This window comes from Nocardia thraciensis, assembly GCF_054782435.1.
Genome location: NZ_BAAGSM010000008.1, coordinates 46,243 through 63,143, shown reverse-complemented (window position 1 = coordinate 63,143; position 16,901 = coordinate 46,243). Strand labels below are relative to the sequence as shown.

Annotated in this window: 15 protein-coding genes; 7 read left to right on the top strand and 8 right to left on the bottom strand. The window is 69.9% G+C overall.

All coding sequences use genetic code 11. The features are described 5' to 3' along the window. Positions 1 to 629: 629 nt before the first annotated feature. A complete protein-coding gene (locus tag ACYVLQ_RS02265; protein WP_460695667.1) occupies positions 630 to 2,744 on the bottom strand; it encodes a putative bifunctional diguanylate cyclase/phosphodiesterase in 2,115 nt (704 codons plus the stop codon). Positions 2,745 to 2,876: 132 nt separating this feature from the next. On the opposite strand from ACYVLQ_RS02265, the gene ACYVLQ_RS02260 reads away from it, so the two are divergent. Together ACYVLQ_RS02260 and ACYVLQ_RS02255 are read left to right on the top strand one after the other, a co-directional pair. Continuing rightward, on the top strand, positions 2,877 to 3,683 hold the full coding sequence (locus ACYVLQ_RS02260) for an SAM-dependent methyltransferase (RefSeq protein ID WP_460695666.1): 807 nt from the start codon (positions 2,877 to 2,879) through the stop codon (positions 3,681 to 3,683). Positions 3,684 to 3,840: 157 nt separating this feature from the next. Then, positions 3,841 to 4,275, top strand: a complete 435-nt coding sequence (locus ACYVLQ_RS02255) for a protease inhibitor I42 family protein (protein ID WP_460695665.1) — start codon at positions 3,841 to 3,843, stop codon at positions 4,273 to 4,275. A 154-nt stretch (positions 4,276 to 4,429) separates the two neighbouring features. Here ACYVLQ_RS02255 and ACYVLQ_RS02250 read toward each other — a convergent pair whose 3' ends face one another. From ACYVLQ_RS02250 to ACYVLQ_RS02240, 3 genes are all read right to left on the bottom strand, one after another. Continuing rightward, complete coding sequence (locus ACYVLQ_RS02250; protein WP_460695664.1) at positions 4,430 to 6,106, bottom strand: glycerol-3-phosphate dehydrogenase/oxidase; 1,677 nt, start codon at positions 6,104 to 6,106, stop codon at positions 4,430 to 4,432. A 32-nt stretch (positions 6,107 to 6,138) separates the two neighbouring features. Next, positions 6,139 to 7,659, bottom strand: a complete 1,521-nt coding sequence (glpK, locus tag ACYVLQ_RS02245; RefSeq protein ID WP_460695663.1) for a glycerol kinase GlpK — start codon at positions 7,657 to 7,659, stop codon at positions 6,139 to 6,141. A 65-nt stretch (positions 7,660 to 7,724) separates the two neighbouring features. Then, the gene (locus ACYVLQ_RS02240; protein WP_460695662.1) at positions 7,725 to 8,513 is read right to left on the bottom strand and encodes an MIP/aquaporin family protein; all 789 of its coding nucleotides are present in this window, start codon (positions 8,511 to 8,513) and stop codon (positions 7,725 to 7,727) included. A 252-nt stretch (positions 8,514 to 8,765) separates the two neighbouring features. Between ACYVLQ_RS02240 and ACYVLQ_RS02235 the strand changes: the two genes are divergently transcribed. Continuing rightward, positions 8,766 to 9,530 carry an IclR family transcriptional regulator gene (locus ACYVLQ_RS02235; protein ID WP_460695661.1) on the top strand — a complete coding sequence of 255 codons (765 nt, stop codon included), beginning with the start codon at positions 8,766 to 8,768 and terminating at the stop codon, positions 9,528 to 9,530. Positions 9,531 to 9,633: 103 nt separating this feature from the next. After that, positions 9,634 to 11,166: a glycerol kinase GlpK gene (gene glpK / locus ACYVLQ_RS02230; protein WP_460695660.1), complete on the top strand. Its 1,533-nt coding sequence runs from the start codon at positions 9,634 to 9,636 to the stop codon at positions 11,164 to 11,166. Positions 11,167 to 11,216: 50 nt separating this feature from the next. Here the strand turns inward: glpK (ACYVLQ_RS02230) and ACYVLQ_RS02225 are convergent, their stop codons facing one another. Beyond that, the gene (locus ACYVLQ_RS02225; RefSeq protein WP_460695659.1) at positions 11,217 to 11,450 is read right to left on the bottom strand and encodes a hypothetical protein; all 234 of its coding nucleotides are present in this window, start codon (positions 11,448 to 11,450) and stop codon (positions 11,217 to 11,219) included. Positions 11,451 to 11,635: 185 nt separating this feature from the next. Next, the gene (locus ACYVLQ_RS02220) at positions 11,636 to 12,079 is read right to left on the bottom strand and encodes a hypothetical protein (RefSeq protein ID WP_460695658.1); all 444 of its coding nucleotides are present in this window, start codon (positions 12,077 to 12,079) and stop codon (positions 11,636 to 11,638) included. A gap of 178 nt (positions 12,080 to 12,257) precedes the next feature. Here ACYVLQ_RS02220 and ACYVLQ_RS02215 point away from each other — a divergent pair, with 178 nt between their 5' ends. From ACYVLQ_RS02215 to ACYVLQ_RS02205, 3 genes are read left to right on the top strand one after another with little or no spacing between them, the layout of a single operon-like run. Continuing rightward, complete coding sequence (locus tag ACYVLQ_RS02215) at positions 12,258 to 12,860, top strand: TetR family transcriptional regulator (protein WP_460695657.1); 603 nt, start codon at positions 12,258 to 12,260, stop codon at positions 12,858 to 12,860. Continuing rightward, positions 12,857 to 14,050, top strand: a complete 1,194-nt coding sequence (locus ACYVLQ_RS02210) for an NADH:flavin oxidoreductase (protein ID WP_460695656.1) — start codon at positions 12,857 to 12,859, stop codon at positions 14,048 to 14,050. Before ACYVLQ_RS02215 ends, ACYVLQ_RS02210 begins: the two co-directional genes overlap by 4 nt. An 11-nt stretch (positions 14,051 to 14,061) precedes the next feature. Continuing rightward, on the top strand, positions 14,062 to 14,811 hold the full coding sequence (locus ACYVLQ_RS02205; protein WP_460695655.1) for an SDR family oxidoreductase: 750 nt from the start codon (positions 14,062 to 14,064) through the stop codon (positions 14,809 to 14,811). Positions 14,812 to 14,813: 2 nt separating this feature from the next. Here ACYVLQ_RS02205 and ACYVLQ_RS02200 read toward each other — a convergent pair whose 3' ends face one another. Further along, positions 14,814 to 16,238, bottom strand: a complete 1,425-nt coding sequence (locus ACYVLQ_RS02200) for an MFS transporter (protein WP_460695654.1) — start codon at positions 16,236 to 16,238, stop codon at positions 14,814 to 14,816. Next, complete coding sequence (locus tag ACYVLQ_RS02195) at positions 16,235 to 16,717, bottom strand: phosphopantetheine-binding protein (RefSeq protein WP_460695653.1); 483 nt, start codon at positions 16,715 to 16,717, stop codon at positions 16,235 to 16,237. Before ACYVLQ_RS02195 ends, ACYVLQ_RS02200 begins: the two co-directional genes overlap by 4 nt. Positions 16,718 to 16,901 lie beyond the last annotated feature (184 nt).

Here is a 16,901-nt window from a genome sequence, read left to right as displayed (position 1 = left end):
AGCACCGAGTGGGCGTGGATGTCGCGCTCTGTGGGAGACGACCGGTGAATCGGAGGCCGAACGCCGTGACCAGTGCAGCCGGACCTGAATTCCAAGACCGTACTCAACAATGTTCGGGTCTTCGATGGCCATCGCGTAGGTGAACCGGTGACGGTTGTGATCGACGGCTGGACGGACGGGATTAGCGCTGCCGGACCGGCGGGCGCTGGACAGAGGGGGTGAGTGCTGGACAGACGGGGTGGGCGCTGGCCGGACCGGTGGGCGCTGGACAGAGGGGGTGAGTGCTGGAGTGACGGGGTGGTGGGGAACCTACTGTTGCAGGATCTGCTCCAAGAGTTTTTCGCCCTCCAGAAGGAGGAGGAACATCCCGTAGTAGATCCAGAGCATAGTGACTAAGTGTGCAACACGTTGCCGTCGTGGGGGCGGGGAGCCGCAGATCTTAATGTGCGTGGCGACGTGGCGTGACCAGCGTGCTGAACCCCGCACGGTCACACTGACCGGGCTAACACGTTCTACCAGGGGAAGCGGGTGTGACACGGTTCACGCCATCTTGTTCACTTCCCCCGGAAGGACACATGTCCACCTCCCTCGGATCCACGGCGCCCGAACGGTCGAAACGACCGAATGACTTACTGACCCGGCGGTGCCCCGGCGAGCAGGTCGGTGATCCGCTCGCTGGGCATCGGGTGGTGGAAGTACCAGCCCTGGGCGGTGTCGCAGCCCAGCTCCAGTAGCCGTTCGGCCTGATGGGGAGTCTCGACGCATTCGGCGGTGACGGTGAGGCCGAGCTCGTGGCAGAGGTCGATGATGGTGCGCAGCACCAGCAGATCGCTGCGGCCCGCGGCGCCGGCGGTGCGGATGCGGTGGATGAACGGCCCGGCGAGCTTGACCACGTGCAGCGGGAGCCGCCCGAGATACGCGAGATTCGAGTAGCCCGTACCGAAATCGTCGATCGCGATGCGCACCCCCGCCTCGGCCAGCGTCCGCAGGGCCTGCAGCGGCCGCCCCGAGGCGTGCATGAACGCCCGTTCGGTGAGTTCCAGCTGCAGCCGCGCGGGCTCGACCCCGGTCTCGGCCACGAGGTTCTGCACCCCGTCCAGCCAGGCCGGATCGGCGACCTCGGCCGCGGAGACGTTGACGCTGAGCACCGGTGTGCGGGATCCGAAACGGTCGTACCAGTCGCGGGCGGCACGGCAGGCGTCCTCGAGCACCACCATGCCGAGCGCGCCGATGTGCCCGCTGTCCTCGGCCAGATCCACGAACCGCGCGGGCGTGAGGGTGCCCAGTTCCGGATGCCGCCAGCGCACCAGCGCCTCCACCGCCACCGGCGTGCGGTCGGCGAGCGCGACGATCGGCTGGAAGTCGAGGAAGAACTCGCCGCGACCCAGCGCCACCGGCATGGCCGCAGTCAGTTCGGATCGGGTGTGCTCGCGGCGGCGACGGTCGGCGTCGAACACCGCGTAGCGCCCGCGCCCGTCGGCCTTGGCCCAGTACATGGTGGTGTCGGCGGCCTGCAGCAGTTCGTCGGTCGTGGTGCGCCCGGAGCGCTGGGCGGTCACCCCGACGCTGGCGGTGACGGTGAGCCGGTGGCCGTGGATGTCGAACGGCGCGGCGAAGGCGTCGAGCACGCTCCGCGCGAGCCGGGCCAGTTCGCCGTTGCCCGACGACCGCGGCACCAGCACCACGAATTCGTCGCCGCCCATGCGCGCGACGATGTGGTCCGGTCCGGTGACGCAGGCGGCGAGGCGGTCGGCGGCCTGGGTCAGCAGTTCGTCGCCGGAGGCGTGCCCGAAGGTGTCGTTGACGGCCTTGAAGTGGTCGAGGTCGACGTAGCACAGTCCGACCAGGGCCTCGGGGTCGTCGAACGCGGCGGCGAGTGCGTCGAAGAAGCGGGTGCGATTGGCCAGGCCGGTGAGCGGGTCGTGGTGGGCGCGGTGGTGCAGTCGCTCGCGCAGTGCACGCTGTTCGGAGATGTCCTCCACCAGCACGAGCGTGTACTGCGGCTGGCCCTGCTCGTCGCGGATCAGCGAGACGTTGATGTTGGTCCACACCGTGTGGCCGTCGCGGTGCCGGTACGCCTTCTCCAACTGCACGTTGTCGTGGTCGCCGCGCAGCACCCCGGCGTAGAGCTGCCACATGCCGGGCGAATCGTCGGGGTGGGTGAGTTCGGCGACGTTGAGTTCGGCCATTTCCTCCCGGCTGTATCCGAGCATGCTGGCGAAAGCGGTGTTGACCTCGATGATCCGGCCGGCCATATCGGACAGTCCGGTGCCGATTCCGGCCTGCGAGAACACGCCCCGCAGCCGCGCCTCGCTGGCGCGCAGCTGCTGCTCGGCCGCGCGCCGGGCCGCGATATCGGCGGTGCGCACGCTCTCCTGCTCGCTCAGCAGCCAGGCCCGGAATGCGCGCATATAGCCGGTGGCGAACGCGGCCAGCACCTCGCCCGTCCGATCGCCGGGTACGCCGGTCGCGGCGAAATGGGTGGTCAGCACGTCGATGCTGCGGCCGAGGACCTCGTCGCCGACGAAATGTGCGCGCGCCAGCCGCACGCCGGCCGCGCCGGCGCGCGCGGTGCCGCCGGTGCGGGCGACGGCATCGAGTTCGGCGGCCAGCCCGGCCAGCAGTTCCCGCACCTCGCCGACGCTCAGGGGCACGACGTGATCGCGGGTCCCGCCGCCGAGTGCGGCCGCCCAACGCTCCGCCAGTTCGGCGTGCAGGACGTCACCTGACCCTTCCCACGCCATAAAGATTGATCGTAGTCCGGCGGTCCGACACGTGTGAACCACGCGTGTTTCGCCGGCTGCTCGAATACGATTGCGATGCTTTGCCTTCCGGTACCCGCGGCGGCGGGTGACGTGTTCTCCAGAGAGGTTTCGATGACCAGACCGAGTTGGGCGCCCGAGGGGATCGACCTGGACCGGCCCAGTGCCTCGCGGGTCTACGACTATTTCGTGGGCGGTATGCACAATTTCGAGATCGATCGGGTGCTGGCCCGCCAGATCGAATCCTTCACGCCGAACGTCGCCGAGGTCATGCGCGCCAATCGGGACCTGCTGCGCCGGTGCGTGCGCGGCCTGGTCGACGCCGGGATCACGCAGTTCCTCGACCTCGGCTCCGGCATTCCGACGGTCGGCAACGTGCACGAGGTGGCCCAGGGCCGCAATCCGGAAGCGCGGGTCGTCTACGCCGATATCGATCCGGTCGCGGTCGCGCACAGCCAGGCGATCCTGGCCGACAACAAGTACGCGAGCGTCATCCAGGCCGACGTCGCCGATCCCGAGGCGATCCTGGCCGATCCGGAGACGACACGGCTGCTGGACTTCGACCGGCCCATCGCGGTGCTGCTGCTGGGGGTGCTGCACTTCGTGCCCGACGAGGCCGACCCGGCTGCCCGGGTGGCCCGCCTCCAGGACGCCGTGGTGCCCGGCAGCTACCTCGCGATCACCCACGCCACCGCCGACGGCCAGCCCGCCGAGGTGCTGGAGGCGCAGAAGCTGTCGGGCCGCACCTCCACCGAGATCGTGCTGCGCTCCAGGGACGAGATCGCCGCGTACTTCGGCGACTGGGAACTCCTGGACCCGGGCCTGGTGCACCTCCCGCTCTGGCGGCCGGAGAACCCTGCGGATGTGGGCTCGCAGCCGGAACTGTCGGGCGCCTACGGCGGGCTCGCGCTGAAGCACTAGCGCGTTCGCGCCCCCGTGTTCGGTGCGGGAGGGCTGGTGTGCGGGAGTTGGTTGCGTTCGGAAGGGTTGCCGGGGAAGTGTTTTGGTGGCTATCCGAACGGTTGCTCGGGGGGCGACTGTATGGTGTGAGCGCCCTGTGATGGATGGAAGGATTGTGGTGCGTACACCTTTTCTGATGGTTGTGTTCGGCTTGGCGCTGGCCGCCGGTGGCCCGAGTGCGGTGGCCGTGGCGGCCCCGGCTCCCGCTCTGCCGAATCTCGTTGTGCCCGTGGCGGAACCGATGGTGGTCGGTACCGACGCCAATGGTACGGCCGTGACGCTGTCGGCCGGGAACGAGTTGGTGGTGGCGCTGCCGGACAACCCGTCCACCGGCTATCGCTGGCAGGTCGCCGAGACCGATGAGAACGTGCTGCACCAGGAGGGCGAGCCGCAGTTCCGGCCGAACCCGGGCGACCTGCTCGGCACCGGCCCGGGCACCTCGGTGTGGGCCTTCACCGCCGCCAACCCGGGCACCGTCCGGCTGTCGATGGTCTCGGTGCGCCCGGGAGCGGCCCCGGCACAGGAGTTCACGCTGAACGTCACCGTGAACTGAGCGAGTCTCCGCGAGACCGAACTGCCCTGTCATTCCGGCGAACTCCGGAATCGAGTCGTGCCGTTCGTGCTTCAGGATCCGATACGGTCCCGGCGTTCGCCGGGACGACGGGCGTACTCGACGTTCGTGAGGACGACGAGTACGCCCACGTGGTTCAGGACGCCGCGACCAACCGCGCGGTATTCGCGGCCTCGTCGTCGGTTGCCTCGTTGGCCGCCAGTTCCGCCTGCACGCGGTCGCGGTAGCGGGCGAGCTCCGCGGCCTTGGTGGGCTCGTCCCAACCCAGGTGCGGGGCCACCAGATCCGCCACCGCCGCGGCCGCGGTGAGGCCGCGGTCGGGCACCTCGATGGAGATGCGGGTGCGGCGGGTCAGGATGTCGTCGAGGTGCAGGGCGCCCTCGTGCGTCACGGCGTAGACGGCCTCCGCGTTCAGATATTCGCCCGCGCCAGGCAGCGGCATGCCCAGTTCCGGTGCGGCGTCGATCATTGCGATCAGCTCCGTGGTCAGCGCGCCGTAGCGTTCGAGCAGGTGCGAGACGGTCTCCACCGGCAGCCCGGCCCGTGCCGCGACACCCTCGACGTCGTCGAGCATCTCGTGATAGCCGACCGCGCCGAGCAGCGGCAGGTTCTGCGTGACCGACGGCGCCATCCCTTGGCCGAAGCCCGCCACCGCGGCGTCCACCACGTCGGCGGCCATCACCCGGTAGGTGGTGTACTTGCCGCCCGCGACCACGAACAGCCCCGGAACCGGTTCGGCCACAGCGTGTTCGCGTGACAGCTTCGAGGTGTCGCTGGAGGCGCCGGACAGCAGCGGGCGCAGACCCGCGTAGGTGCCGACGATGTCGTTCTCGGAGATCGGTTCGCGCAGCAGCGAATTCAGATGATCGAGGATGTAGCGCACGTCGGTGGCGGTGGCCACCGGATGGTTGCGGTCCAGCGACCAGTCGGTGTCGGTGGTGCCGATGATCCAGTGTTCGCGCCACGGGATCACGAACAGCACGCTCTTCTCGGTCTTCATGATCAGGCCGGCGCCCAGGTTCAGCCGCTCGCGCGGCACCATGATGTGCACGCCCTTGGACATGCGCACGTGAAACGGGAAATCCACGCCGGTCATGGCGTTCATCTCGTCGGTCCACACGCCCGTCGCGCTGATCACGCTGCGGGCCCGCACATCGTGGGTGCGGCCGGACTCCAGATCGGTCACCGTCGCCCCCACGACCTGCTCCCCCTCACGGAGTAGGCCGGTCACCCTCGTCCGGGTGAGCACCGTCGCGCCGTGCTGGGCGGCGGTGCGGGCGAGCATCATGGTGTGCCGCGCGTCGTCGACCTGAGCGTCGAAGTAGCGGATGGCGCCGGTCATGGCGTCCGCCCGCAGCGCGGGCGCCAATTCCAGTGCGCGCGTGCGGCTCAGGTGTTTGTGCATGGGCAGCGCGCGGGCCCCGCCGAGGGTGTCGTAGAGCGCGACGCCCGCGCCGATGTAGGGGCGCTCCCAGTGGTGTCGCAGCGGGAACAGGAACGAGACCGGGCGCACCAGATGCGGGGCCAGGCGGTTCAGCAGCAGGCCGCGCTCCTTGAGCGCCTCCCGCACCAGCGCGAAGTCCAACTGCTCCAGATAGCGTAGGCCGCCGTGGATGAGCTTGCTGGAGCGGCTCGAGGTGCCGGCCGCCCAGTCGCGGGCCTCCACCACGACGGTGGTCAGCCCGCGGGCGGCGGCGTCGAGCGCGGCGCCCGCGCCGACCACGCCGCCGCCGATCACCAGGACGTCGATGTCCTTGCGGCCCAGGGAGTTCAGCCCGTCGGCGCGGTACTGCGAATCCAATTGTGTTGTCACTGCGGTATTTCTCTCTCGTACTCGGTGATAGGTCACTCGTCGACGTCGACCCAGTCGAGGGTGCGCGAGACGGCCTTCTTCCAGCGGGCATAACCGCGCTCGCGCTGCTCGTCGGTCCAGGTCGGCGTCCAGCGCTTGGATTCCTGCCAATTCTGTTCCAGCTCGCTGACGTTCTTCCAGAACCCGACGGCGAGCCCGGCGGCGTAGGCGGCGCCCAGCGCGGTGGTCTCGGCGACTACCGGACGCGACACCGGCACGCCGAGGAAGTCGGCCTGCAACTGCATGCACAGCTCGTTTGCGGTGACGCCGCCGTCCACGCGCAGCACGTCCAGCTCGACCCCGGAATCGGCCTCCATGGCCTCCACGACATCGCGCGTCTGGTAGCAGATGGCCTCCAGGGCGGCGCGGGCGAGATGGGCATTGGTGCTGTAGCGGGACAGGCCGACGATCACGCCGCGTGCGTCCGAACGCCAGTACGGCGCGAACAGCCCGGAGAACGCGGGCACGAAGTAGACGCCGCCGTTGTCCTCGACCTGGCGGGCCAGCGATTCGCTCTGTGCCGCACCGGAAATGATGCCCAGCTGGTCGCGCAGCCACTGGATGGCCGAACCGGTCACCGCGATCGAGCCCTCCAGCGCGTACACCGGCTTGCCGGTGCCGAACTGGTAGGCGACGGTGGTCAGCAGGCCGTGCTGCGAGCGCACGATCTCCTCACCGGTGTTGAGCAGCAGGAAGTTTCCGGTGCCGTAGGTGTTCTTGGCCTCGCCGGGCCGGAAGCACAGCTGGCCGACGGTGGCGGCCTGCTGGTCGCCGACGACGCCCGCCACCGGGATCTCCGCCTGGAACGGGCCGTCGGCGGTGGTGGTGCCGAACAGCGCCGGATTCACCGACGGCTGGATCTCGGGCAGCATCGCGCGCGGCACGCCGAACAGCTCGAGCAGCTCGTCGTCCCAGTCGAGGGTCTCGAGATTCATCAGCATGGTGCGGCTGGCGTTGGTGACGTCGGTGACGTGGTGGCCGCCGCGGGAGCCGCCGGTGAGATTCCACAGCACCCAGGTGTCGGCGGTGCCGAAGAGCGCGTCGCCGCGCTCCGCCGCCTCGCGCACGCCGGGAACGTTGTCGAGAATCCACTTCAGCTTGCCGCCGGAGAAGTACGTGGCGGGCGGCAGTCCGGTCTTGTGCCGGATGGTGTCGGCGTGCCCGGCGCGTTCCAGCTCGGTGACGATGCGGTCGGTGCGGGTGTCCTGCCACACGATGGCGTTGTAGTAGGGGCGTCCGGTGCGCTTGTTCCACACGATGGTTGTCTCGCGCTGGTTGGTGACGCCGACCGCGGCCAGGTCCTCGGCGGTCAGATCCGCCTTGGCCAGGGCGGTTTTGATGACGGTGCTGGTGCGCTCCCAGATCTCCGCCGGGTTGTGTTCGACCCAGCCCGCGCGCGGCAGGATCTGCTCGTGTTCCAGCTGCCACCGGGCGACCTCGTTGCCGCCGTGGTCGAACACCATGAAGCGAGTGCTGGTGGTGCCCTGGTCGATGGCTCCGACATACCGGGTCATCGCGGGTTCCTTTCGGGAAAGACGATGGGGGAGAGGGTGGTTCGACAGGTTCAGAAGACCGTGTTTCAGAAGACCATGGCGGAGACCAGGCCCGCGAGCGCGCCGCCGACCAGCGGGCCGAGCACCGGCACCCAGGCATAGGCCCAGTCGTTGTTCTTGGGCTGCGGTGCGGGGTTTTCGGCGGGCGCGCCGGACCCGGCGGGCACCCGCGCGGGTGTCGTGCTCTGCACCGGCAGCACGGCGTGCGCCAGTCGCGGGCCGAGGTCGCGGGCCGGGTTGATCGCGTACCCGGTCGGGCCGCCGAGCGACGCGCCGATGCCCACGACCAGCAGTGCCGCCGCGAGCGGGCCGAGGCCGGTCGGGGTCTTGCCGATACCGATGATGACCAGCACCAGCACGAAGGTGGCGATCACCTCGGTGGCGAAATTCCAGCCGTAGGAACGGATTTCGGGCGCGGTGGAGAAGACGCCGAGCTTCTTCGCGCCGTCGGGTTCGGCGTCGAAATGCTTCTTGTAGGCCACGTACACGATGCACGCGCCGAGGAACGCGCCGAGCATCTGGCCGCCCAGATAGGCGATCGTATTGCCGAAGGTGATGGCGACCCCGGGCGCGTACTCGTCCGCGCCGCTGGACAGGATCCCGATCGTGACGGCCGGGTTGAGGTGGCCGCCGGTCTTGTACGCGACGTACACGCCACCGAAGACGCCGAGGCCCCACCCGAAGTTGATCAGCAGCCAGCCGCCGTCGAAGCCCTTGGTCTTGGCCAGCAGCACGTTGGCGACCACACCGGCACCCAGAATGATCAGTACGCCCGTGCCGAGGGCCTCGCTGAGAAATATCTCGCCGAAGTTCACCGTTGAGCCTCCGTCTGACATCGGCCACTCGTGCGGCCGTCCTGAATGTGACGGTACGGTCGCGGTTTCGACCCGGACATAGGAGCCATTCGACAATGTCGAACCGCGGGGGTGGAGCCTGATCTTGCTGGTCGCTACTCTACGGCGGTCGTGAGGAATATGGCCCAGGTCACACCCCGTGGGTATAGGTGCCGCCGGTCAGCGCGCGTGTTCGACATCGTCGAAAGCGTGAAGGCGAGTTAGGTTGCGTGCATGCCGGGTCCGATTCAGTCGATCGAGCGCGCGGCGGCCGTCCTGCGACTGCTCGCCCGCGCCGGCCGCCTCGGGGTGGGCGATATCGCCGCCGCGCTCGGGCTGGCGAAGCCGACCGCGCACGGCATCCTGCGCACCCTGCAGGGGGTCGGGTTCGTCGTGCAGGACGCGGGCACCGGCAAATACCGGCTCGGCGCGGCCATGGGCAAGGTAGGCACCGGCTACCTGGACCCGAACGACCTGCGGTCGCGGGCGATCAACTGGGCCGACGCGCTCGCGGCTCGGACCGGTGAGGCGGTGCGGATCGCGGCGCGGGCGGGGGATGACGGCGGCGTCCTGGTGGTGCACCACGTCTTCCGTCCCGACAACACCGAGCAGGCCCTCGAGGTCGGCGAGCGGCTGCCCGCGCACGCGACCGCGCTGGGCAAGGTGCTGCTGGCCTACGACGCGGACCTGGCGGCGCGGGCGCGCGGCGGCGAGCTGAGCGCGCTGACGCACCGGACCGTGGTGGACCGGGCGGCGCTGGACCGGGAGCTGGCGCGGGTGCGCCAGGACGGGTGGGCGGGGGAGATCGAGGAGTTCCGTTCCGGGGTGGCCGGCGTCGCGGCGCCGATCCGGGCGCACGGCGGGCTGGTGGTCGGCGCGGTCGGCATCATGGGGCCCGTCGACCGGATCTGCGATGCCCGGCTGCGGTTCCGGGCGGCGCCGGTGCGGCAGGTGCGCGACGCGGCGCGGGCGGTGTCGCGGGAGCTCGGCGCGCAATGACGGTGGGATGCGGGAGGTTTCGCCGGTTTCGCCGGTTTCGCCCGATCGGCGTGTTGCACTCTCCCTGTCCCCGAACCGAATACCCGACAGGAAGCGGCCGCGGATGACGCAGCGATACGTTCTGGCCCTCGATCAGGGCACCACCTCCACCCGGTGCATCCTGTTCGATCACCGCGCGCGCCTGGCGGGAGTGGCGCAGCGCGAGCATCGGCAGCACTATCCGCGTCCGGGCTGGGTCGAACAGGACGCCACCGAGATCTGGCGCACGGTGGAGCGCATCATCCCGCAGGTGTTGCGGGACTCCGGGATCGGGGCGGAACAGATCGCGGCCGTGGGGATCGCGAACCAGCGCGAGACCACGGTGGTGTGGGACCGCCGCACGGGCGTGCCGGTCGGCCGCGCCATCGTCTGGCAGGACGTGCGCACCGAGGATCTGGTCCGGGAGTTCGAGGCCGCGCCCGGTGCGGAGCGGATCCGGGAACTGTGCGGCCTGCCGCTGGCCACCTACTTCGCCGCGCCCCGATTACGCTGGTTACTGGATATCGTGCCGGGGCTGAGGGAGCGGGCCGAGCGCGGCGATGTGCTGTTCGGCACCATGGAGAGCTGGCTGGTCTGGAATCTCACCGGCGGCGTCGACGGCGGCCTGCACGTCACCGACGTGACCAATGCCAGCCGCACCCTGCTGATGAATCTGGCCACCCGCACCTGGGATCCGGAGCTGTTGCGGTTCTTCGGAATTCCCGCGGCGATGCTGCCGCGGATCCAGTCGTCGACGGCGTCGTTCGGGAGCACCCGCAGCCTGGTGCCGGGCATCCCGATCGCGGCCGCGCTGGGCGACCAGCACGCCGCGCTGTTCGGCCAGACCTGTTTCGCCCGCGGGGAAACCAAGTGCACCTACGGAACCGGCGCCTTCCTGATGATGAACACCGGCAGCGAGCTGGTGCAGTCCGAGCACGGGCTGCTGACCACCATCGGCTATCAGATCGGGGAAGAGCCCGTGTACGCGCTGGAGGGGCCGGTGGCCATGACCGGCTCGCTGGTGCAGTGGGTGCGCGACAACATCGGGCTGGTCGGCACCGCGCCCGAGATCGAAACCCTCGCTCGCACAGTGGAAGACAACGGCGGGTGCTATCTGGTGCCCGCGTTCTCCGGCCTGTACGCCCCGCATTGGCGCAGCGATGCCCGCGGCCTGCTCATCGGGCTGACCTCCTACGTCACCAAGGGGCATATCGCGCGCGCGGTGCTGGAGGCGACGGCCTGGCAGACCCGCGAGGTGGTCGACGCGATGAACGCCGACTCCGGGCTGCGGGTGCGGGCGCTGCGCGTGGACGGCGGCATGACCTCGGACAACCTGTTGATGCAGATCGTCGCCGACGTGCTCGACGTGCCGGTGATGCGTCCCTTTGTCTCCGAGACGGTCTCCCTGGGCGCGGCGTACGCGGCCGGGCTCGCCGTCGGCTACTGGCCGGATCTGCAAGGGCTGCGCGGGAATTGGCGAGTCGCGGCACAGTGGGTACCGCGCATGGACGCCGGGCATCGGGAGCGCGAATACGAGAACTGGCAGCGCGCCGTGGAACTGACCTTCGGGTGGATGCGCTCGGCCAGCGGCACTCCGGCGGGCGGCCGCCCCCGCTGAGCCGGTGGGCATGGCTCTTCTGTATTCCGGCGACGGCCGCGTCGTCACCGCTAGTCGGGCAGGCAGCCCTTGGCCTTCAGGTCGGCGAACACCTCGTTGGAGACGGTGACCGAGGTGCCGGGCTCGACGTCGGCCAGCGCGTCGACGCCGACCTGATTCTGGATGGAGCAGCCGAGCAGTTCCGCGGTAACGGTGATGGTCTCGTCCGCGTGGGCCACGCCGGACCCCAGGACGGCCGCACCGGCGAAAGCCAGCGCGACGGCGCCGGTCTTGACGAATCGCATTCGGATCTCCTCATGATCGACATCTGGTGCGACGGAGCCGGTCGTTTGTCCAGGTAAACCGGGGTTTCTCGGGCGCCGCCGCGATTGCGGGCCCCAGACTATGCGATGCGCCGTGAGTCCGCTGCGGTGGCCCGGAGACATGCCGGAACTCGGGGCTCGGGCGCGGGGTTACCGCCGGAGGTCGCTCAGCGGAGGTCCTGGGCGAGGCGGGCCGCGCCGATCGCCAGGTAGCCGCCGGTCATGGTGACCAGCGGCGCGGCCGCGGTGCGCGGGACATCGCCGCGCACCAGATGCCCCGCTCCGTGCGCGGTGTCGAGGAAGTCGACCAGCAGCGCCAGGCGCTGCCACCGGCGGCGGTCGCCGTCGGAGGCGGTCAGGTATCCCAGTCCGAGAGCCAGCGCCCGCGCGCCGAAGATGCGGGTGAGATAGACGGATTCGGGCGCCAGCCGCATGCCGAACAACCGCCCGAGCCGCCTGGGCGCGGCCAGGGAGCCGACGCCCAGAACGATGCGGCCGACCGCCAGGGCCTGGAGCGCCGTCGCCAGCCCACGATCGGCGCTCGCCACTGTCCGGTCGTGCACTGCCTGGCTGTGCACTGCTTGATTTCGCGTCGCCTGGTTGTCTGCCATGGTTTCGAGCTTCCTCTGGGCGGGCGAGCGACGCGATTACCTGCTGGGTAAGAGTCGGGGAATCGCGGGGAGGGGTGTCGAGATCCCGCGCCTGCCCGATGTCGTACGCGTGTCGGATGGCGGTGCGAATTCAATCATTGATTGAAACAATGTTTGAACGTGTGCTTCACTGGCAGCCATGAGTGAGCGCAGTGAGCGAGTCACCGACACGGCGCGTGTCGCACCGGGCGTGGGCACCCGGGAGCGGCTGCTGGCCGCGGCCGAGCGATTGCTGTTGACCGAGCGGTACGACGATGTGTCGGTCCGTGCCATCTGTGCCGCGGCACAGGCGAATCCGGCGGCGGTGCACTATCACTTCGGATCCAAGGACGCGCTGGTGTCGGCCCTGCTGGAGGACCGGCTGGGGCCGCTGTGGGCCGACCGGCTGTCCACCCTGACCACGGCGCACGCCCCGGTCCCGCGACTCGTCGAGGCGCTGATCGAACCGTTCGTCGAGCTGTCCGCCGATCCCGTGGGCCGCCTGCACCTGCGGCTGCTGGCCCAGTTCGTGCTGGGCGGGCACATCGGCGCGTGGCAGCAGCCCTGGTTCCGGATCGACTCCTGGACCGGGCTGCTGCCGGGCGTCGACGCCGCCGAGAGCGGACGCCGGTGGATGCTGGCATTCGAACTGATCATCATGCGGTTCGGCGGGGCGCAGCGGGTGCTGTCGCGCGAATCCGTCGCCGCGCTGCGCGATTTCGTGGTGGCCGGGCTGACCGCGCCGTCCGGGGGCGACCGATGACCGACGTCTTCGCACCGGCCACCCTGGGCCCGATCACGCTGCGCAACAGGGTGATCAAGGCGGCCACGTTCGAGGGCCGCACGCCCGACGCGCTCGTCACCGACGAGCTGATCGAATTCCACCGCGAGGTCGCCGCGGGCGGGGTGGGGCTCACGACCGTCGCCTACTGCGCCGTCGCGCCGGGTGGCCGCACGGACCGCCACCAGCTGTGGATGCGGCCGGAAGCCGTTGCGGGACTGCGGAAGCTGACCGACGCCGTGCATGCGCGGGGCGCGGCCGCGAGCGCACAGATCGGGCATGCGGGCCCGGTCGCGAACGCGGCCTCCAATCGGGCGCCCGCCCTCGCGCCCAGCCGGATGTTCAGCCCATTGGGCATGCGCCCCATGAAGGTTCCCGACGCCGCCGAGATCCGGCGGCTCGTGGCCGCGCACGCGGAGGCCGCGCGCCTGGCCGAGCGGGCCGGGTTCGACGCGGTCGAAATCCATTTCGGGCACAACTATCTGGTGAGTTCGTTCCTGAGCCCGCTGCTGAACCGGCGGCGCGACGGCTACGGTGGGTCGGCGGCCAGCCGGGCGCGGCTGGCACGCGAGATCGCCTGCGCCGTCCGCGAAGCCGTGGGCGACCGGCTGGCGGTGACGGCGAAGTTGAACATGGAGGACGGTGTCCGGGGTGGTCTCACCGTGCCGGAGTCGCTGCAGGTCGCGGCCTGGCTGGAGGCCGACGGGGCGCTGGACGCCCTCGAATTGACCGCGGGCAGTTCGCTGCTCAACCCGATGCTGCTGTTCCACGGCGCGGCGCCGCGGCGGGAGTTCGCCAAAGTGCTTCCGGCTCCGGCACGTTGGGGATTCCGCCTGGCCGGGCGGGCCTTCCTGAAGGAATACCCGTACCGGGAGGCGTATCTGCTGGAGCGGGCCCGCCAGTTCCGCCGCGAGCTGTCGATGCCGCTGATCCTGCTGGGCGGCATCACGAATCTGGAGACCATGCGCACCGCGAGAGCGGAGGGCTTCGACTTCGTCGCCATGGGCCGGGCACTGCTGCGCGAGCCGAATCTGTTGCACCGCATCCGATCCGACGCTGCCACGGAATCGGCGTGCATCCACTGCAACGAGTGCATGCCGACGATCTACACCCGCACCCGCTGCGTCTACCGCCCCGACCGTACCCCCGAGCCGATCGGCCCGGCCGAGTGAGAGGAGAACAAATGACCGGACGTCTCGCCGGACGCGTCGCCCTGATCAGCGGTGCCGCATCGGGGATGGGCGCCTCACATGCCCGCGCGTTCATCGCCGAGGGCGCGAGCGTGGTGCTGGGCGATATCGCCGTCGACGCGGGCAAGCAGCTCGCCGACGAACTCGGTGAGCGCGCGGCCTTCGCGGAGCTCGACGTCACCCGCGCCGCGGACTGGCAGACGGCCGTGGCCGCCGCGGTGGACCGGTTCGGCAAGCTGAACGTGCTGGTCAACAACGCGGGCATCCTCGACGACGGTCCGCTCGGTAGCTACACCGAGGCACAGTGGCAGCGGGTACTGGCCGTGAATCTCACCGGAGGGTTCCTCGGCCTGTCGGCGGCGCGCGATGCGCTCGTGGCCGCTCGCCCGGCGTCGGTGGTCAACATCTCGTCCGCCGCGGGCATGCAGGGCGTCTCCGGCATGCACGCCTACACGGCGTCGAAGTTCGGGCTGCGCGGGCTCACCAAGTCGGCGGCGCTGGAGCTGGCTCCGCACGGCGTGCGCGTGAATTCCGTGCACCCGGGCGGCATCGTGACGCCGATGATCGGTGCGCAGCCGGGCGCGATGACCGTGGATCCGAACGAGAACACCCTGACCCGGCTGGGCACCCCCGAGGAGGTCTCCGGCCTGGTCGTCTATCTGGCCTCCACGGAGTCGAGCTACTGCACGGGCGGCGAATTCCTGGCCGACGGCGGGATGACCGCGGGCTCCACCTTCGGCTGAGCCTACGTGGACGCGCTCCGCGGCGGTCCGGGCAGCGCGAGGGTGAGCACCCCGAGCCCGAGGGCGACCACCGCGATCGCCGAGAGCATCGTGATACTCCCCGTCAGTGTGTGCGCGCGGAAGAACACCGTACTCAGCACCGCCAGCCCCACCGCGTTGCCGACCTGCTCGATGGTGGGCACCGTGCCCGACGCCTCCGCCATCCGGCGCTCGTCCAGTCCGGCCAGCATCAGCGGCTGCAGCGGCACCCCGAACAGCCCGATGCCGAACCCGGAGACGAACACCGGCGCCACGGCCAGCGCCAGGCTGACATTCCCGTCGGTGATGTAGAGGTACCCGGCCGCGATGGCCACGCAGCCGCCGTAGACCGTGACCCCGGCCGACAGCGCGCGAACGCCCCAGAAATGGATGAACACCGGCGACAGCAGCGCCCCGGCGCCCGCGCCGAGCGCGAAGGGCGTCATCGCGATGCCGGTGCGCAGGGGCGACCAGTGCAGCACGTCCTGCAGCAGGATCGAGGCGGTGAACACGAAGGCCGTGAACAGCCCGAAGAAGATCGTCACCAGGATCGAGCCGACGGCGAACCGGCGGTCGGCGAACAAGTCCAGGCGCACCAGCGTGGTGCGGCCGTCCCGCTCGCGGCGGCGCTGCTGCGCCACGAACACCGCCGCCAGCGCCAGCGCGGCGACGACCATCGCGAAATGCGCGGGCCGCCAACCTCGTTGCTGCACGTCGGCCAGCGCCGACAGCAGCAGGAACAGGCTCGCCGTGGACAGCGCCGCGCCGCCGACGTCGAGCCGCTCGCGCTCCGCCGCCCGGCCCAGATGCAGGTACCTGTAGGCCAGCACCGCCGCCAGCAGGCCGAGCGGCACGTTCATCCAGAAGATCGAATGCCAGCCCAGCCCGCCGATATTCAGGGTGATGAGCACGCCGCCCACGATCGGCCCGAGCATGCCCGCGAAGCCCGCCGTCGCCCCGTACAGCGCGAAGACTAGTTGATGGCGCTCGCGCGGAAAGCTGGCGGTGAGAATGGCGATGGTCTGGGCCGCCATCCCGGCCCCGGCGACCCCCTGCGCCACCCGGGCGATCACCAGTTCCGTTGCGGTATCCGATATTCCGCACCACACCGACGCGGCGGTGAAGGCCGCCACGGATGCCAGGAACATGGTGCGGCGGCCGACGAGGGCGCCGATGCGGGCCGCGATGAGCAGGGTGCAGGCGAACGCCAGCGAGAACCCCGCCACCATCAGCAACTGCGCCGTCTGCGAGGCACGCAGGTCGCGGGTGATGTCCGGCAGTGCGGTATTCACGATCGTCACGTCGATCATCTGCATGAAGACCGAGATGAGGCATCCGGCGAACGCCAGCCAGGCGGCGAGGTCGCCGGACGGGGTGGTGGCCGAGGCGGGGGTGCGGGCCTCCGTCACAGCCGCACCTCCCGGCCGCGGCCCGCCCGCGCGGACGCGTCACCGGCGAGGATCAGCGCCGCCACCTTCGTCCCGGCCTGTGTCAGGTTGAACGACCGGCCCGTCTGCAGCGACACCAGTTCGATGCCGAATGTTCTGCTGATTCGCGCGCCCAGTTCGACGGCCATCAGCGAGTCCAGTCCGAGATCGGAGAAGGGGACCGTCGGATCGATGGAATCCGGTGCGACGCGCATGATCTCGGCCAACTCCGCGATGAGCATGCGGGTCACGGCCGGACCGTGCGCATCGACGTCCATGGCGGACAGTTCGGCCCTGATCCGCGCGATCCGCGAGGCGTCGTGGGCCGCCGCCTTGGCGCGCCCGGCGCCGTCCGGCTGCGGGAAGGCCGCGGCCGCGACCACGTCCAGATACTTGGCGACCTGCTCGTCGGCGTCACCGGCAAAACGACAGCCGATACCGGCAATGGCAATGTCCGACATTGAGATCCTCCGATTTCGGACAGTCGAAAACGTCATTCCCGACCCGGGGAATGGGTTCGAATGGCGCTACTGTCGCAGACGAGAACGTGACCGTCCCACCCAACGCAGGAACGTTCCGGAATGACACAGAAGTCGGATGGCATCGTTGTGAGTCGGCCCAACGCATTGTGACGCAGGGACTTTC